This is a genomic window from Streptomyces sp. CAI-85 (assembly GCF_013363615.1).
GTDB lineage: Bacteria > Actinomycetota > Actinomycetes > Streptomycetales > Streptomycetaceae > Streptomyces > Streptomyces antibioticus_B.
Map to the genome: position 1 here is coordinate 40,067 of NZ_JAANNX010000014.1, position 17,015 is coordinate 57,081.

The 17,015-nt window shown below is 71.1% G+C and carries 15 protein-coding genes and 1 other RNA gene; 4 read left to right on the top strand and 12 right to left on the bottom strand.

Translation table 11 applies throughout. From position 1 onward, the window contains the following. Positions 1 to 34: 34 nt before the first annotated feature. The 3 genes from G6W55_RS18255 (at position 35) to rnpB (ending at position 2,368) form a co-directional block, all read left to right on the top strand. Positions 35 to 946 (top strand): AraC family transcriptional regulator, encoded by a 912-nt coding sequence (locus G6W55_RS18255; protein ID WP_175521908.1) that lies wholly within the window; start codon positions 35 to 37, stop codon positions 944 to 946. Between the two features lie 19 nt (positions 947 to 965). Continuing rightward, on the top strand, positions 966 to 1,898 hold the full coding sequence (locus tag G6W55_RS18260) for a DMT family transporter (RefSeq protein WP_175521909.1): 933 nt from the start codon (positions 966 to 968) through the stop codon (positions 1,896 to 1,898). Between the two features lie 68 nt (positions 1,899 to 1,966). After that, positions 1,967 to 2,368, top strand: an RNA gene (rnpB, locus tag G6W55_RS18265) — RNase P RNA component class A. 102 nt (positions 2,369 to 2,470) lie between these two features. Here rnpB and G6W55_RS18270 read toward each other — a convergent pair. The 12 genes from G6W55_RS18270 to G6W55_RS18325 all read right to left on the bottom strand — a co-directional run bounded on the left by G6W55_RS18270 (position 2,471) and on the right by G6W55_RS18325 (position 16,426). After that, a complete protein-coding gene (locus G6W55_RS18270) occupies positions 2,471 to 3,877 on the bottom strand; it encodes a DUF6177 family protein (protein WP_175521910.1) in 1,407 nt (468 codons plus the stop codon). Further along, complete coding sequence (eccCb, locus tag G6W55_RS18275; RefSeq protein WP_175521911.1) at positions 3,874 to 7,851, bottom strand: type VII secretion protein EccCb; 3,978 nt, start codon at positions 7,849 to 7,851, stop codon at positions 3,874 to 3,876. The genes G6W55_RS18270 and eccCb overlap by 4 nt, the downstream gene beginning before the upstream one ends. Then, positions 7,848 to 8,999: a hypothetical protein gene (locus tag G6W55_RS18280; RefSeq protein WP_175521912.1), complete on the bottom strand. Its 1,152-nt coding sequence runs from the start codon at positions 8,997 to 8,999 to the stop codon at positions 7,848 to 7,850. The genes eccCb and G6W55_RS18280 overlap by 4 nt, the downstream gene beginning before the upstream one ends. A 22-nt stretch (positions 9,000 to 9,021) precedes the next feature. Then, positions 9,022 to 10,386: a type VII secretion integral membrane protein EccD gene (eccD, locus tag G6W55_RS18285; RefSeq protein WP_175521913.1), complete on the bottom strand. Its 1,365-nt coding sequence runs from the start codon at positions 10,384 to 10,386 to the stop codon at positions 9,022 to 9,024. 31 nt (positions 10,387 to 10,417) lie between these two features. Beyond that, complete coding sequence (locus G6W55_RS38755) at positions 10,418 to 10,735, bottom strand: hypothetical protein (protein ID WP_309243756.1); 318 nt, start codon at positions 10,733 to 10,735, stop codon at positions 10,418 to 10,420. Positions 10,736 to 10,789: 54 nt separating this feature from the next. Then, positions 10,790 to 11,641 carry an immunity 49 family protein gene (locus G6W55_RS18295; protein ID WP_175521915.1) on the bottom strand — a complete coding sequence of 284 codons (852 nt, stop codon included), beginning with the start codon at positions 11,639 to 11,641 and terminating at the stop codon, positions 10,790 to 10,792. Further along, positions 11,638 to 14,070 carry a hypothetical protein gene (locus G6W55_RS18300; protein WP_175521916.1) on the bottom strand — a complete coding sequence of 811 codons (2,433 nt, stop codon included), beginning with the start codon at positions 14,068 to 14,070 and terminating at the stop codon, positions 11,638 to 11,640. The genes G6W55_RS18295 and G6W55_RS18300 overlap by 4 nt, the downstream gene beginning before the upstream one ends. Further along, positions 14,067 to 14,459: a DUF6507 family protein gene (locus G6W55_RS18305; protein ID WP_254876324.1), complete on the bottom strand. Its 393-nt coding sequence runs from the start codon at positions 14,457 to 14,459 to the stop codon at positions 14,067 to 14,069. Before G6W55_RS18305 ends, G6W55_RS18300 begins: the two co-directional genes overlap by 4 nt. A gap of 56 nt (positions 14,460 to 14,515) precedes the next feature. Then, positions 14,516 to 14,827 (bottom strand): pore-forming ESAT-6 family protein, encoded by a 312-nt coding sequence (locus G6W55_RS18310; RefSeq protein WP_175521918.1) that lies wholly within the window; start codon positions 14,825 to 14,827, stop codon positions 14,516 to 14,518. 66 nt (positions 14,828 to 14,893) lie between these two features. Continuing rightward, the gene (locus G6W55_RS18315; RefSeq protein ID WP_175521919.1) at positions 14,894 to 15,226 is read right to left on the bottom strand and encodes a hypothetical protein; all 333 of its coding nucleotides are present in this window, start codon (positions 15,224 to 15,226) and stop codon (positions 14,894 to 14,896) included. A 420-nt stretch (positions 15,227 to 15,646) separates the two neighbouring features. After that, positions 15,647 to 16,045 (bottom strand): hypothetical protein, encoded by a 399-nt coding sequence (locus G6W55_RS18320; RefSeq protein WP_175521920.1) that lies wholly within the window; start codon positions 16,043 to 16,045, stop codon positions 15,647 to 15,649. A gap of 21 nt (positions 16,046 to 16,066) precedes the next feature. After that, on the bottom strand, positions 16,067 to 16,426 hold the full coding sequence (locus G6W55_RS18325) for an ATP-binding protein (RefSeq protein ID WP_175522003.1): 360 nt from the start codon (positions 16,424 to 16,426) through the stop codon (positions 16,067 to 16,069). 141 nt (positions 16,427 to 16,567) lie between these two features. Here G6W55_RS18325 and G6W55_RS18330 point away from each other — a divergent pair, with 141 nt between their 5' ends. Then, positions 16,568 to 16,789, top strand: a complete 222-nt coding sequence (locus tag G6W55_RS18330; protein WP_175521921.1) for a DUF397 domain-containing protein — start codon at positions 16,568 to 16,570, stop codon at positions 16,787 to 16,789. Positions 16,790 to 17,015 lie beyond the last annotated feature (226 nt).

Below are 17,015 nucleotides of genomic sequence, written 5' to 3' on the forward strand. Positions count from 1 at the left end.
TGAACCCGCGAGGACGCGCGACGGAGGGCGGACGATGACGGGTGCGGGCGGTGGAGGCGGCACGGGCCGTGGGCAGGCGTCGGGCCGCACGGAGGACAAGCGCACGCCGGGCCGCACGGACCGTGAACAGGCGTCGTGGACCCGGGCCCGGCTGGGCCGCTGCGGGCCGCCGCTCGACCTGCTGACCGCCTGCTTCGACCGGCACGTCTACGCCCCGCACGCCCACGACGAGTACACGGTCGGCGTCTGCGTCGGCGGCGCGGAGGTCATCGACTACCGCGGCGACCGCATCCACAACGGCCCCGGCGCGATCGTCGTCCTCGCCCCCGGCGAGATGCACACCGGCGGCCCCGCCAACGACACCGACGGCTACGCCTACCGTGCCCTGTACGCGGGCCCGGCCCTGCTCACCGAGGGCACGCTCGGCGGCCCGCCGCACTTCCGCGAGCCGCTGATCGACGACCCGGAACTCGCCGCCGCGCTCCGCGCCGCCCACACCGACCTCAGCACCTGCCCCGACCCGCTGGAGGCCGAGTCCCGGCTGCCCTGGCTGCTCACCGCCCTGGCCCGCCGCCACTCCACCGCCCGCCCCGCCGCCGACGACCCCGTCCCCGGCGCCCGCGGCATCGCCCTCACGGTCCGTGACCGCCTCGCCGACGAACTCCTCGCCCCGCCCGCCCTCGCCGACCTCGCCGCGGACCTGGGCCTGTCCCGCTACCAACTGCTGCGCGCCTTCCGTACGACGATGGGGATCCCGCCGTACGCCTGGCTGGCCCAGCACCGCGTGGCCCGCGCGCGGGTGCTGCTGGAGTCGGGGCTGCGCCCCGCCGAGGTCGCCTCGCTGGTGGGGTTCGCGGACCAGGCGCATCTGACCCGCTGGTTCCGGAAGGTCCTGGCGGTGACGCCGGCGACGTACCGCAACAGCGTTCAAGACCCGGGGCGCTGACCGGCCCGACACTCGTCGTATGACTGCACGCGGCTGGTTCCTGTTCTCCCTGATGGGAGTGGTCTGGGGCATCCCCTACCTGCTGATCAAGGTGGCGGTGGACGCCGACCTCTCCACGTCCATGGTGGTGTTCACGCGCTGTGCGCTGGGCGCCCTGCTCCTGCTCCCCTTCGCGATCCGCCAGGGCGGCCTGGTACGCACCGTGCGGGCGCACTGGGCGCCCATGCTGGCCTTCGCGTGCATCGAGATCATCGGCCCGTGGTTCACCCTGACCGACGCCGAACGCCACCTCTCCAGCTCGACGGCGGGCCTGCTGATCGCGGGCGTCCCGATCGTCGGCGTCCTGGCGGCCCGGCTCCTCGGCGACACGGAGGCGCTCGGCGTACGGCGGATCGTGGGCCTGGCCCTCGGCCTGGGCGGCGTGGCCGTCCTGACCCTGCCGCACCTCACCGGCGGGGACGCCCGCTCGCTGGCGGAGGTGTTCGTGACGGTCGTCGGCTACGCCACGGCGCCGTTGATCGCGGCCCGCCGCCTGAAGGACGTACCCACGCTCCAGCTCATCGTCCCCTGCCTGCTCCTGGCAGCCGTGGTCTACGCCCCCTCGGCCGCCGCCACCTGGCCCGCCCAGACCCCCGCCCCCTCCGTCCTGGCGGCCCTCGCCGCCCTCGGCGTGGTCTGCACGGCGGTGGCCTTCGTCGCCTTCCTCGAACTGATCAAGGAGATCGGCCCCACGCGTTCGACGGTCATCACGTACGTCAACCCGGCGGTCGCGGTCGCGGCAGGCGCCCTGTTCCTGAACGAGCCCCTGACGGCAGGCATCCTGGCGGCCTTCGCCCTGATCCTGGCAGGCTCGGTCCTGGCAACGACGACCCCTCGCCCCCGCAAGCCCCGCACACCCCTGACGCCAGCCCCGGATGCCTGCGCGACCCCTGACGAGGCACGGACGGGGTGACACGGGCCGTGGGGAGATGGGGGGCCGTGGGAGGGGCACGCGCCCGGTACCATGGTCGACACGGCAGACGAGCCGGGCGGACGGCCGCGTGAAGTCCCTCAGGGGGCTTCCCGAGGAACGTCCGGGCTCCACAGGGCAGGGTGGTGGCTAACGGCCACCCGGGGTGACCCGCGGGACAGTGCCACAGAAAACAAACCGCCGGGGACCTCGGTCCTCGGTAAGGGTGAAACGGTGGTGTAAGAGACCACCAGTGCCCAGGGTGACCTGGGCAGCTAGGTAAACCCCACCCGGAGCAAGGTCAAAAGGGAGCGCCCCGGCGCTCCTGCGGAGACGTTCGAGGGCTGCCCGCCCGAGTCCCCGGGTAGACCGCACGAGGCCGGTGGCAACACCGGCCCTAGATGGATGGCCGTCTCCCCGACCGCCGCAAGGCGCTCGGGCGACAGAACCCGGCGTATAGCCTGACTCGTCTGCCGCCACCTGCGGCTTTGCCTTGGAAAGGGCCTCCGGCCTGTGTCGGAGGCCCTTTCCCGTGTGCATGTCGGCGGCCGCTTCGGCCGGAAGACGGCCGGCGGTCATGCCTGCCGCTTGAGGTGTCGGGTGAGGCGTTGGAAGGTGGACCAGGAGCTGGGGTCGGTTCCATCCCCCAGGGAGTAGTGGAGGGCCGGTTCGGCCGGGGGGCCGAGTCGTGTGGGGGTGAGGCCGAGGGGTGGTTGCTCGGCGCGGGGCGGACGGCCTATGCGCCGGGCCTCTTCGTGGCCGAGCGTGAAGGCCACGGGGATCGGAGGGGGTTCGAGCCGTGGGGGGACGGTGAGGTCGCGGCGGGCGGCTCGCAGGGCCGTGAGCAGCGTGACGAGACCGTGCTCGGCGTCGAGTTCGGCCGCGAGAACCTCGATGGTCCGCAGAGGCGGCGTCTCGTTCTCGCCGTAGCCGAGCGCGAGGGTGATGTCCTCTTCGACGCCGGCCGTCGTCCGGAGCACGCGGAGGGTGGCGAGAGCGGGCCGGTCGGGGTGCCCGACGGCGATCAGCCAGCTGGGGCGGGGCGCACGGGCGCGGGCCAGGTCGGTCAACTGGCGGGTGGACCAGGGGAGATTGACCGGTTCGGCGGTGCTCCAGCCCGCTGGTGCGGAGCCGGTCAGATGCCGGAAGGCGGTCTCCAGGGCGCGGCCGAGGACGAGGTCCGTGGCTGCGGGCCGTCGGGTGCGCAGGGTGAGGAGAAGCTGGCGTTCACCGGTCTCGGAGGCCGTCCTGAACGCCTCGGCCACGGAGGCCGTCCCGTCCTGGTCGCGTACGGGGGTGAAGGTGCCGTTCTCCCAGTGGAGCACGGCGCCGGACAGGCCGTCGTAGCAGCCGTGTTCGGGGTCCTGGACGACCCAGCGGTTGGGCAGGCCGCGCAGGGCGGTGCGGGTGGGGAGGGTGAGTCGGGTGGTGGGCGGAGTGACGATCTGAAGGGCACGGTCGGTGGCGGTCGCGGTGCGCAGGGCGTCGGAGAGCCAGCTGGTCATGGCGACCAGGGGGCGGTCCTGGAGGACCACGGCCGTGGTGGTGGTGAGGACGTCCACTGCGGGGGTGCCGGTCGCCGGGACCGGGATCGCCGGGACGTCGGTGGTGAGGGGCACCACGTCCGTGGTGGCGGCCTCCGGGGGCCAGACCGTGCCGCCGAGGACGGTGGCCAGGCGTCCGACGAAGGAGCCGGCCAGTCGTTCGGCCTCGGCGACGGCGGTGGAGGCGCGGGCCTCGGTCCACCACACCGGCCCTTCCCCGACCGTGCCACCCAGCAGACGGGCGATCTCACCCGGGACCTGGACGAGGATGGGTGCCTCCACCGAGACCAGGGGGCGGCCGTCGGGGGCGCAGAGCTGGACGACGGCGCCGTCGGCGGTGGTGTTCACGCCGAGGTCGGGGCCGCCGGCGTAGAGGCCCGCGAGGAGGGTGGGCAGGTCCGGCATCTCGGGGGTGAGGGCGATGACGTCCTTGGTCACGGGGCCTCGTCGGTGAGGGCGGTCTGGATCAGCTGGTGGGGGCGGGCGCGGCGGACGAGGGTGCCTCGGCCGGGTGGCTGGTGGGTGGCGTACAGGCCGGGGAAGAGCTGGCCCTCGGTGCGCTCTCCGCTCATGAGGAGAGTGGTGGCGCCTGTCTCGCGCAGGGCGGTCAGCAGCGGCTCGTACAGGGCACGGGAGGCGCCGGCGGTCCGGCGGGCGAGGACGAAGTGCAGGCCGATGTCCTGGGCGGAGGAGAGGTACGGCAGGAAGGGCGTCAGCGGTTGCTGCCCGGCCGTGGTGAGGATGTCGTAGTCGTCGACGAGGATGACGATCCGCGGCCCGGTGAAGGCGGGCTCGGCGGTCAGCGGCGCATCCGGGTCGGCCGTCTCCGGCAGACGCTTTTTCAGCTCCGCGGCGATGCCGGTGGACAGGGCGGCGGCGAGCTTGGCGTTGTGGGCGTAGCCGCCGCGGTAGGGCTCGGGGATCGTGCCGCGCAGGCCGCGGCGCGGGTCGAAGACGCCGAAGACGAGTTCCTCGTCCCCGTAGCGCTCGACGAGCCGGGTGGCGATCAGCTTCAGCAGGTTGGTCTTGCCGCATTCGTTGTCGCCGAGGATCAGCAGGTGCTGGTCGGCGCCGAAGAGGTCGAGCATCACGGGCGAGAGGGTGTCCTGGTCGACGCCGACCGGTGTCCGCGTCGGCTCCGCTGCCGGGGTGGGGAGTTCGGTGACGGCGAGGCGGGTGGGCAGAACCCTTACGGGCGGGGCGAGTTCACCGTGCCAGGAGGCGCGGACGGTGCGGGTCGTACGCTCCAGGGCCGGGCCCAGATCGTCCGTCGCCGGGTGGTTGTCGATCCGGGGCAGGGCCACCTGCGCGAACAGCTTGCCGTCGGTCAGCGCTCGGCCGGGGGTGTCGGCGGTGAGGGTCTCGGAGAGCTTTCGGTCGACGGAGGAGTCGGCCGGGTCGTTCAGGCGCAGCTCGATGCGGGTGCCGAACATCGACTGGGTGGCGATGCGGACGTCGTTCCAGCGCAGCATGCCCGCCACGACGTGGACGCCGTAGCCGCCGCCGCGTCTGAGCAGGTCGGCCACCGCGTCGTCGAGATCGGCGAACTCCTCGCGCAGAGCGCCGAATCCGTCGATGAGCAGCACGATGTCGGTGGCGCCCAGGTCCGGGAGCTCGCCCTGGGCACGCAGCCGGCGCAGCTGGTCGACGGAGTCGATGCCCAGCTCGCGGTACGCCTCCTCGCGCCGGGCGAGCATGGCGCGCACCTCGGCGACGGTGCGGGCGGCGCGTTCGTGGTCGGCGCGGCCGGCGATGCCGCCGACGTGCGGCAGCCCGGCCAGCACGGACAGGCCGCCGCCGACCAGGTCGAGGCCGTACACGGCGACGTCGTACGGGGTGTGGGTGAGGGCCAGCGACAGGGCGAGGGTGCGCAACAGAGTGGTCTTGCCGGACTGCGGGCCGCCGATGACCGCCGCGTGTCCGCCGGCCGTGGTCAGGTCCAGCAGCCATGGCTGCTGCCTTTGCCGGGCCGGGTCGTCGAGAGTGCCGAGCGGGATGTGCAGCGGGCCTCGGCCGTGGGTGAGGCGGAGACCGTCCGTACCGGCCCGGAGGGGGCCCGCGGCTGTGTCCAGGGTGATGGCGTCGGGCAGCGGCGGCAGCCAGATCCGGTGTACCGGGGGTGCGGCGGTGGCGAGTTGGCCGACCATCACGGACATGACGCTCGGCCCGGTCTCGCGCTTGGTGGCGGCGGGCTCGGCCACCGCCTCGGTTTCGTCAGGGGTGTGGTACGTCGGATACGGCCGGGCGTGCGGGGTGTCGTCCCGCTCCTCGCGCGCAACGGGGCCGTGGTGGGCGCCGGAGACGTACCCGGCCTTGAACCGCTCGTACGTGGACGTGTCGACCTTGAGATAGCCGAAGCCGGGCAACGGCGGCAGATTGAAGGCGTCGGTGGTGTCCAGGACGGTGCGCGACTCGTCGGCGGAGAAGGTGCGCAGGCCGAGACGGTAGGACAAGTAGGTGTCCAGGCCCTTGAGTCTGCCGCCCTCGATGCGCTGGCTGGACAGCAGCAGATGGACGCCGATGGACCGGCCGATGCGGCCGATGGACAGGAACAGGTCGATGAAGTCCGGTTTGGCGGTGATGAGTTCGCCGAACTCGTCGATGACGACGAACAGATGCGGAAGGGGCTCGAGGTCGGGGCGGGTCGTGGCACGCAGCATGGAGTACTGGCCGATGTCGGCGATGTTCCCGGCGTCCTTGAGGACCTGCTGGCGGCGTTTGACCTCGCCGGCCAGGCTGGAGTGGACGCGTTCGACGAGCCCGGCCTGGTTCTCCAGGTTGGTGATCACCCCGGCCACGTGCGGGAGTTCGGCGAACGGGGCGAAGGTGGCACCGCCCTTGTAGTCGATCAGGACCAGTGCCAGGTCCTGTGGGGAGTGCGTGACCGCGAGTGCGAGGACGAGGGTGCGCAGCAGTTCGCTCTTGCCGGAGCCGGTGGCGCCCACGCACAGCCCGTGCGGGCCCATGCCGAGCTGAGAGGACTCCTTGAGGTCCAGCAGCACCGGTTCGTGGCGGTCGGTGAGTCCGATGGGGACGCGCAGGAAGTCGCGCTCACCGCGCGGGGCCCACAGCCGCGCCAGGTCGAGGGCGGCCGGGTCGTCGATCCCGAGCAGGGCGGGGAAGGCGACCGGGCCGGACACCGGCGTGCCCTCGGCCGCGGACTCCGCAGAGAGCCGAAGCGGGGCCAGCATACGGGCGATGCTCTCCGCGCCGGGGACGGTCACCGGATCGGAGATCCCGTGCGCCGTGGGCGCGTTCGGGGTGCGCAGGTCGTCGACGACGATCCGGTCGCCGTCGACGGTGATGCGCACACCGACCTGGTCGGGCTCGTGCACTTGCCGCTGAAGCAGGTGCAGCACCGTGACGCCCATGTCCGGCAGGCCGATCGCCGAGTCGGGACGCGGCAGTTCGGCCGCGGTGTCGCCGTAGGTGTCGCTGATCACGAGCATGCGCGACATCAGGCGCAGGGCATCCGTGCCCCGGCCGGACAGACCACGGCGCACCTCGGCCGCGTACCCGGCGCGCCGGCGCAGTTCGGGGGCGCACAGCCGGGACAGTCCGGCCGGGTCCGGTGCGATCCGGCGGGCGGCGACGGGACCGTCGTACACCTGGGTGTCGAGGACATGGGGCAGCCACTTCGCCCACGTCCACTCGGACTCGTCGGCCGTGGCGACAGCGACGGCGACGTCGTCCGGCGCGTGGGTCACGGCCGTGTGCAGCAGGAGTGCGCGGGCGACGCGGAGGACACCGTCGCGGTCGCCGACGACGCTGACGTTCCCGGCCCGGTCCAGCGGCACGGTGAGCGGGAAGTCGATGGCCGTGCTGAAACGGTTCCGCAGGGCGCGGGCCTCGTTGAGCATGAACGGATCCGGTGGGGTCAGCACCCCGCCCGTACTGTTCAGACCGATGGCCGGCTCCTGCGCCGGCATCTCCCCGGTGCCGGCCCGCACCCGCAGGAAGTCGGCATCCTGCCGTCGCCGCTCCCACAGCCGGGCGGGATCGCGTACCAGGTCGTACAGAGCCTCCGGCGGAGGATTGAGCAGCTTCGACCGTTGCCTGCGTTCCCGTTCGACCGCGCCCAGTTCCTCGCGCTGCTCCTCCAGATACTCCAGATATCGCTCCCGCTGGACGCGCCGCGTGCGCTGGGCCCTGCCCCGCTGGGACAGGAACAGCGCCACCGCGCCGAGGAGCGCCACGACGAGCACGACCGCGCCGATCGCGGCGAAACGGCTGTTGCGGACGACCGTCATCAGCACGACCGAGCTGAGGACGCCGGCCATGGGCAGCAGCGCGGTCGCCGCGTTGCCGATCTTGCCCTCGGGCAGGTTCGGGGGCGCCTCGATGGTGCGCGGCTCGGCCGGGACGAGCGGGCGGGTGGATCGTGCGGGCCGATGGACGATCTGCCGGGTCACCGGACGCGAACCGCCGACTGCATCACTTCGGCCGCCAGACGGACGGCCGCATCGCGGGTGGCTCGGCCCAGCATGGCGGTGTGGATGGGGCCTCCTTGGGCGAGATGACGGTCGTAGGGCAGCGGGACCACGGGCACGCCGGGCTCACGGAGGTGGGCGGCGGCCGTCTTCGCGTCCAGCGTGGTGTCGGGCGAGGCGGCGCTGAGCGCCACGACCGTGGAGGCCAGGGCGGAATGCGGCAACCGGCCGAGCCAGTCGAGAACTTGCCGGGTGCCGTGCACACCCTCCGCGGTCATGGGCGCCACCACGACCCGCGCGTGGGCGGTGTCCATCGCGGTGCGGGCCACCTCGCCGGGCAGCGTCTCGCAGTCCACGACCGTCACCGAGAAATAGCGCCGGAGCGCCGTCGTCACCGTCAAGTAGGTACGCGTGTCCAGCGGAGCGCCCACCCTGCCCTGGCCTGCGGGCAGCAGCCAGCCGCCGTCGGTCACAGGTACCAAGTAGCCGGTGACATCAGTCAGTTGCATGGTGGGGGTGAGGATCCGGGCGAGGTCGGCGCAGGACCAGCGCACGGTGTTCGCGCCCATCCGCACCGGCAGGGTGCCCAGGGCGGCGTCCGCCTCCAGGGTGAGCACCGGGTCGTGCCGGTAATGGTTGAACGTGCGGCCCAACAGGGCGGACACCGTGGACTTGCCGACCCCGCCGCGGATCGAGGTCACCGCGATCACCCGGCCGGTCGTGACCGGTTGCTGGAGCTCTTGGGCGAAGCGGGTCTGTTCGACGACGTCCTGGCCGGCGGCGGCGGTCAGCCGGCGCAGCGTGCGCCCGGTGCGTCGGCTGAGGGAATCGCCGTGCCGGGGGCTGCCGAGGGCGATGGCGAGGCGAGGGTCGACAGTGGGGAGGGATTCGGGGGGCGGAGCGGACACGGCCGGGCTGTGCATCTGGCGCGGTACCGGACGGGCGGTGGGGGACGGCTCGGGAACCGGGACCGCTTCTGCTTCCGCTCGTGAGGGCGAAGACGCTCGTGCGGGCGACGGCGGGAGTGCGTCGGGCTCGGCTGCGGAAGACCGGATCGACGTGTGACCGGGGTCGTCGTCGGCGGCCAGCTCGCGCAGCAGGTCGCGCTGCCAGTCTCCTCCTCCGGTCATGCCGATCCCCACGTTCCCGCGCCTACGCGAAGGTGCCCAGCAGTCGCCCGTACACCCCGAACACGCCGATGACGAGCGGAAGCATGGCGATCACGGACACCGACTCCAGGACATCGCCGACCCGCCGCAGTCTCACCCGCACATGCTCGGCGGGCTCCACGCTCAGCACCACGAGGGGGACGACCGCGAGCAGGGCGACTGCGACGACGGGCCCGGCCGCCGCGGTCCGTTCCAGCCACACCACGACGAGCCGCACCGCGACGACGGACGCGGCGACGAGCAGCACCACGATCTCGGCGGTGAGCGGAAACGCTCGCGCCCGCAGCCCGAGCGCCACCATGACGACGACACCGAGCAGCACCGTCCACACCGACACCGAGCGCAGCACCAGAATCCCGGCGGCGGCCGCGGAACCGGCCAGCACGGCGGTCGCGATCGCCAGCCCGCGATGGGTGGCCGCCAGGGCGGTGGCCACCTGGTACCGGCTCACCGACGCTCCGCCCGATCGGCGGTCGTCCAGTCCGGACAGCCCCGATGCCATCAGCGCGAGCCGCGGCAGCACACCCAGCGCGACGACGCAGACGACGGCGAGCAGCGCGCCGACCCGGGCCTGCCCGGTCGGGCTCCCGGCCCCGCCCTGAAGGGCGACGGCCGATTCCCACAACACCAGGCATCCGCCGACCGCGCCGGCCCCGATCAGCGCCCCGCGTCCCAGCGGCGTGCACCATCCGGCGAGCAACAACGCGACGGTGGCGGACACCGCGAGCCCCGCCAGCCGCAGCGCGCCGGACCAGTCGTAGGCGTCGGCGCAGGTCCAGGAACCGAGAACGGCCGTCGCACCGGCGGTGACGATCAACGTGGTGGCAAGCCCCGGCCGCCGCGCGCGCCCGCACAGCACCCCGCCGAGCGCACCCACGCCGGCGACGGCGAGCAGCCCGGCACCGACCGCCGACGGATCGAACTCGCGGCGCGCCACGATCCCGGCGGTCACCGCCCAGAACACCGTGGCGAGCCCGGCGACGATCCTGCGCACCGCGGGTCGCCACCGCCACGCCCGTACGTCGAGATCGTCGGCGACCTCGTCGCTCACGTCATGCACGACCGGGGCCGACGGGGCGTCCTCCACGCGTACCAGCCGCAGCACGGCCCCGTCCGGCACGCCCGCCGACTCCAACGAAGCGTCGTGCGCCAGCGCGGAACCGTCCGCGGTGAGCAGATGCCGCATCTCGGGGCGCGAGCCCACGCGGTCGTCCAACAGCCGCATGATCTCGGGCAGAAGAACCCCGACCGGCTCCTGTGAGGGCAGCACGAGGTCGACCCGGCGCCGCTCGCCCACCAAGGTGACCCGGCTGAGCACCGTACGGTTGCCGGTCGCCGAGCGGCTCAAAGTCCCCGTGGGTATCACGCGTTCGAACCTATCACCGGGTGGAAGAGGCCACGGAGGGCGAGGACGAGGGCGATCCGGACGGCTGCGGCGACGGCGATCCGGAGGGCCGGGACGACGGTACGGACGCTCCGTACGGGCTCTTCCCGATGACCCGATGCGACACGAACGACCACCCCACACACCCCGCGCACACCACCGCCGCGATCACCACACCGGCGAGCACCTTCCCCAACCGCTCGTCGAGCGAGCGTCGTTGACGCTGCGCACCGAACAGCAGAGCGTCCCGCAACCGGCGGCGGCGTACCGATACCGACTCCAGCAGCTGGTCGTCGTAGTCCTGGGCTGTCACGGTTTTCGGTCACCTGTCCTTGCAGAGAATTCAGCATCCGAGTCCATGCCGGCGTCAGGTCGGGAACTCGCCGAGCCAGCTGTGCTCGACGAGGTGCTCGGGGAGGTAGTCCGACTCCACGCCGAGGGCGACCTTCCCGTCGAAGGCCCAGCAGGCCATCGCCAGCGGGCCCAGCGCGATGCTGCCGTCGATGTCCGCGGCCCGTTCCTCGGTCAGGGTCCAGTACGCCTGGTGCAGCTTCAGTGCCTCGATCAGGCCCGCGGCGAAGCCGTCCCAGTCGTTCGAGATCAGGCGGGAGAAGAGGTGGATCGGCGGATACAGGACGCCGTCGAGCAGGTCGCGGGGGGTGACACGGGCCACGTTGGGATGCGACATCTGGAGTGTGGTGGTGAGCTTCTCGACCAGCCCGGGCTGCCGAAGCCAGTACGTCTGGAGTGTGTCGACCCAGTGGTAGATGTACTCGTCGTACTGCCCCTCCGGCGACCGCAGGCGCTCCAGCGGGATCTCGCACAGCTGTGTCATGCGCCGGGGTTCGCGGCAGACGACCGCCAGCCAGAAGGCGGTGAGCCAGTTACCGGCGTCGGCGGTCGGAAGCGGGCCGATGGCCGGAAGGCTGCGCACCTTGCCGTTGATACGGCACTCGACGGACCCCTCGCTCGTGCCGGTCACGGCAAACAGTGCGGAGCCCAACTGCATTGCGGTGACTGTGGCTTCCCAGGTCTCGGCCTTGGCTGCTCGCGGGTCGTTCACACAGTGAGCACGCAACGCCATGACGGCGGTGCTGAAGGCGAAGTCGATCCCGCTCGCGGACTCCTCCAGCCGGTTGATTCGCCTGGCCACCCGCTCGCTGAGCCGATCTGCGTCGACTTCCACGGGGAGTCCGTGCCGGGGAAACTGTACGGTCATGGAAGAGTCCCTCTAGTAATGTCGAACCGTCGATATCGGTAACCAGTGTACGTTCCGGCGTTTCTCTCACCCTTGACGACGACGTACTCCAGCCGATTCTGGGCGAGCGCCTTTTCCAGGTCGTCGACGAGATCGTATTCGCCTCGTCTTTCCATGGCGATCAGGATGTCGTCGAAATACTCCCTGCTGCCCTGGGAGACCTGCTTACCGCCTGGAAGGGTTCGTCGGCCCAGCTCGGTACCGGGGCTGCTCTTGGCCTCGATCACTACTATTCGACCGTCCTCATGCTTCCATACCTGGTCGAACTGGTCGTTGCCGTTCTTCGGTCCCAGCAACGTCTGCTTCTCGAAGTCCGGGTAATTCTCGGCTATGTAGTGGTATTCGGCGACCGTCTCGCCGAACGTCTCGGTGGCCTCTCCCATCGCCGTATGCGATTCCTTGTACGCCCCCTTGGCCTCCCCCCACTGCGCGGCCGTGTCGACGGTCCCGTGAAGCTCGTGGGCCTTGCCCGTTTCCGCCTTCCAGTCCGCGACGAGGTTGTCGTACTGAACAGCGGCATGACGATTCCACGTTGAGTCCTGGAGAACCCGGAGCCTGTCCGGACTCGTCACGGTGTCCGCGCCCACGCGGATGTAGTCGGCGTCGTAGTAATGAGGCGTGGGAGGTTCGGGAACGTCCTTGACGCGAACCCACGGACCGTTCTCCGACAACCGCGTGAGCTGGGGCGGCGTGTACCCGCTCTCGTCGTGGAGCGCCAGGTCCAGGCGCGTGCCGTTCTTCCGGTAGTGCTGCCTGAGGTACCCGGGCTCGTGGTTGGCCCGGTAGACCTGGATCTCCTCGATCTGCTCCCGCGTGAGCGTTCCGCGGGGTCCGTACGGGTTGACCCCGTCCCGCATGAAGTCGGGGCGCGGGACCTGCGCGTGCCGACCGGGGAGGCCGCCGTCCGGGCCGGTCGCACCGCTCGGACCGCTGCCGCCGGAGCCGGACCTGACATGACCGTCGCCGACCGTCCCGGCGCCGCCCGGACCGGACGGCTCGGAACCGGCGGCGTGGGTACTCCCGGACCCACCGGACGCCTCCCCCGATGCCCGCGACACCGCGCCGGCATCGGCGAACTCCCGTTCCCTCGCCGGTGCGGTCCCTTCGGCGAGGGAGTGCTCCTGCCTCGGCGCCTCGCCGACCAGGTCGCCGTGTTTGTCGTAGGCGATGAACTTGCCGTCCTCGATGACGAGTCGGGAACCGTCGGAGAGTTCGAGGACGCTGTGCGGGGCGCGCAGGTCGGGGACGTTGTGCACGCCGCGCAGGTTCTCCGTCACCTGGGCGATGGTGGGTATGGCGTGTCCTGTCGCCTTGACCGTGGCGCTGATCGGGTCGATCGCGTCGCCGACCTTCGCGATCGTGGCGGCGACCTTGGCGGCGGCGCCGGCCTTGCCCGCAGATGCGATCTTGAGCGGGCCGGCGCCCAAGGTGAGGCCGTTGAAGACGACAGTGGCGGCCGCGCGGGCCGGGTTTTCCTTCCACATGTCCCAGGCGACGAAGGACTTGCCGAACTCCTTGGCGTACGCCTTGCTTTCCTGGGCGAAGTCGGTCGCGAAGACGCCGGTGGGCTTCTGGCCGCCGGACTCCATGAGATAGGTCTCGGCCCCGACGATCGCCCGCACCACGCCTTCCCATGCCTGTCCCGCCTTGTCCGAGCCGTGGACGCCGACCAGGGTCGCGAGGCCGTCGACGGTGCCCCAGACGTTGTCGACGATGAACCCGTCCCAGACGAAGCTCTTGGTGTAGTAGCCGAGGTCGTTCAGGTCCCACCAGTCGTGGGACTGGGTGACCGGCGTACCCCAGGGGAGTTCCTCGGCCTGGTCCAGTACCTCGGCGCTGTAACCGTAGAGTTCCGTACCGCGCGGCCTGAACTGCTTGGCGCCGGTGCTCATCACGTACTGGGTGCCGCCCACCAGTGCGGTGATCTTGTTGTTGCAGGCGATCTCGGCGGCCGTGAACGCGGCCTGCGCCACGTTCACGTCATGCATCAGCCCTTGGTGCTCCCTGACCTTGTCCGCGTCGTCGGTCCAGTTCTCGTCGAACTCCCCGCCGGGCGTCCTGAGCCCCGCCACGAACGCGGTCGCCGTGCTGTGCAGATGCTCCAACCGCGCGATGATCGGCGCGACTTCGGTCGCGTACGTCGACAAGGCGTCCGCGACCGTGGCGACCTTGTCCGCGAAGGCGTCGGCGCCATCACGTGCCGGCGCGGTGGAAGCGAACAGCGTCTCCGCCTCCGGTGCCTCGTAGAAGGCCGACAGCCCCTGGAACCGGCGGTGGGCCTCCGCGCCGGCCTGGCGGACGCCGTCCGCGTCGACCCGCAGCGCGCCGGTGTGCTGCTCCAACTGGCCGAGATCGCCGGTGAACAGCGGAATGGACTCCGGCTGAATCACAGACGGCCCGCCTTCCAGCCGGCCGGCATGTCCGGCATGACGACCCCGGACGCCCGCCGCTGCACCTCGGCCGCCATCTCCAGGTCGCCCTCCCGGTACGCGACGGTGGCCTCCACCGCGCCGTTGACCGTCTTGCCGACGCGTGTGCCGACGAACCGCAACTCGTCGGCCGTGCCCTCGATGAACTCCGCGAGGGCGGCGGCCACCAGGCCGGTCTGCCCCTTGTGCTCCCCGGTCGCCCCGCCGGGCGCGAGCGTCCCGGCCGCGCCGGCCGCGCCCTCCACGTCCTTGGCGTACGCCTGGACGATGTCGTCCAGGACTCTCATGACCTCCGCGACGTTCGAGACCACACTTCCGACCCCGGACGGAGATATGTCCCACCTCGGCATGCGTCAGCCCCCGCTTCCCTCTCCCCGTTGCTCCTGCTGTTGCCGCCCGCCGGGTGTCAGCCGATGTTGTCGACGGCCGCCTTCGCCCTGGCCAGGGTCGACTGCGCGGTCCCGTCGTTCTGTTCCATCGTCGTGCGCACCAGCCGGATGATCTCGCGGACCTCGCCGGCGGCGCGGTGCCAGCGCATCTCCTTGCCGTGGTACTCGTCGGCGACGCCGTCCGCGGCGAAGTCGGCCATCGCGGCCTTCACCGCGCGCTCACGGTCGGTCAGCACGCGCTCCAACTGGCCGATGACGCTTTGCAGGCTGATCTGGACTTCGCCGGAGGCGCCGGTGTCGTAGGAACGGCGGTCCTGGTTCTGAGGCATGGTCAAGTTCCCCTGGAAGGACGATGAAGGTGATTCGGGCGGACGAGCGGGTGCGCGCTCGTGCGGTCAGCGTGCTCCGAAGCGGGCCGCGTCGAAGTTGGCGGCACCCATGTTCTGGGTGGCGTTGTCCTCCAACTCCACGTCACCGGTGCCGAATGCGGAGTCCATGCCCGACTGGCCGCCCAGGATCGCGCTCAGTGAACCGTTCAACGCGTCCGTGATCTCATCGGCGTGGATCTTGAAGGTGTCGAACGCGGCCTTGCCCGCCCCGTTGAACTTCCCCTCCAGCGGCTCCGCCGCCTGGATCAGCCACGTGATCAGTGTGCCCAGGTCCTCACCGGACCCGGCGGTGCTCTTTCCCAGATCCGACAGGGTCGTCGACCCCACGTCGAACTTCATTCACCCACCCCCGTAAGTGTGTTGAGTCCTGCGGTTCGCTCGATCGCCACGGTGCCCTCGCGTGTCACACGCGACGTGCAGAACATCGAACATGCTCTCGCATCATGTGTTGCAGGCGCAACGCGGGGAGGGGCCCTCGGGCGTGATCCTGCTCATGTACGGTCGCGATTGCGCTTCCTCTGCGCGCCGTCGCCGGCGATCCGGCCCGACGCATCCGGTGGCGCACGTACGCCGTATCGACGCAGACGTCATCGGTGTCGAGCAACTCACCTGCGAACAGTGGAGAGTTGCACCGTGCAGATGCAATGCCGACGCAGCCCGGCAGCGAGAGGTCTTCGTGCACAGAAACCCGGCGTTCATCGACATTCGGGTGCGGCCGTGGCCAGGTGGCTGAGCAGGACGGTCTCGATCTCCGTGGCGTCACGCGTCGCCGGGAGGGGACCAGGGCGTCTCGTCCCCGTTCTCCATGACGAAGCTGCTCAGGAAACGCACAGTGTCCGGGGAGGGCGCGTACGAGTCACGCAGCCACCGGGCGAACAGGGCCGCCGTGTGTGCGGTCACGTCGACGAGGCTGACGTGGGCGTAGTCCGGGGCGGGCATGGCGGCCTTCCCCGCGACGAAGACGTCCGGCGACACCTCGAGCTCGAAGTCCAGGACGACGACGGGTACATCGCGCAGCGCGGAGGTGTTGATCTCCAGGAAGGCGTCGGGAAAGTCCCGCGTCAGCGCATCCCCAAAGCTCTCGGTACTGGCCTGCCACGCGGTCGGGTCGTCCGGGGGGGCGAAGACGAAGTTCGACCGCAGGGTGTGCTCGATCACCACAGAAGTATCCGGCCCGGTTCAACACCGATCGACCTCGGCCCAGACGGTCTTGACGAGTTGGGTGCGTTGCTCGCAGCCCCAGCGGGTGGCGAAGGCGTCGACGAGGAGCAGACCGCGGCCGGTTGTCGCGGTGTCGGGTGGCGCAAGCGGGGCATCGGGCGACGGCGGAAGTCGGTCCGGGCGGGTGTCGCTCACCTCTACACGGGCGTGGGCCGCGGTGAGGGAGAGGCGTAATTCGAAGTCGCGACCGGGGGTACGGCCATGGGTGGCGGCGTTCGCGGCGAGTTCAGCGGTGACGGCGACGGCGGCTCGGGTGACCGGGGAGGTGTGGGGAAGGCCCCAGTCCTCCAACTGCTGTTCCACGAGCAGGCGAGCCAGGCGCGCACCTCGGCGGGTGGAGTTGAGCGCCTGCCGTGGTTACACGATTGCAGGGCGTCTACGCTCTGGCACTGACCGACGCACTGTCGCTGAAGGAGTCGTTGGGCATGATGTGGGCGATAGCAGAGGACTACGGAAGCCGTGACTGAGCACACCGTCCCGGACAATGCCGCGCCGCTCGCTTGGCGCAAGTCGTCCTACAGCGGTCCTGAGGGCGGGAGTTGTGTGGAGGTGCTCGACGGTTACCCCGCCGGTGTTCCCGTCCGGGACTCCAAGTCGCCTCAAAGCCCTGCCTTGGTCTTCTCCTCGGGCGGCTGGGCGTTGTTCGTCGCTGCGGTGAAGGGGTGGGACGTTCGGGCGTGACGCAGGTGCGGTACGACCAGCGGGTTCGGGTGTTCGTCGAGGTGTGTGGTGGGGAGCATGACTGGGGGGAGGCCGAGCGGGTTTTTGGGCGGCTTGGTTGGCCCGTGCGGGGCGCTCATGCCGCGGGGGAAGGGCCGTTGGGGGCTGCTGTGGAGGGTGATCCTGACAGCCGGGTGTACGAGATAGAGGTTCGGCTCTTTGGTGTGGCCAAGGAGTGTGATCGGGG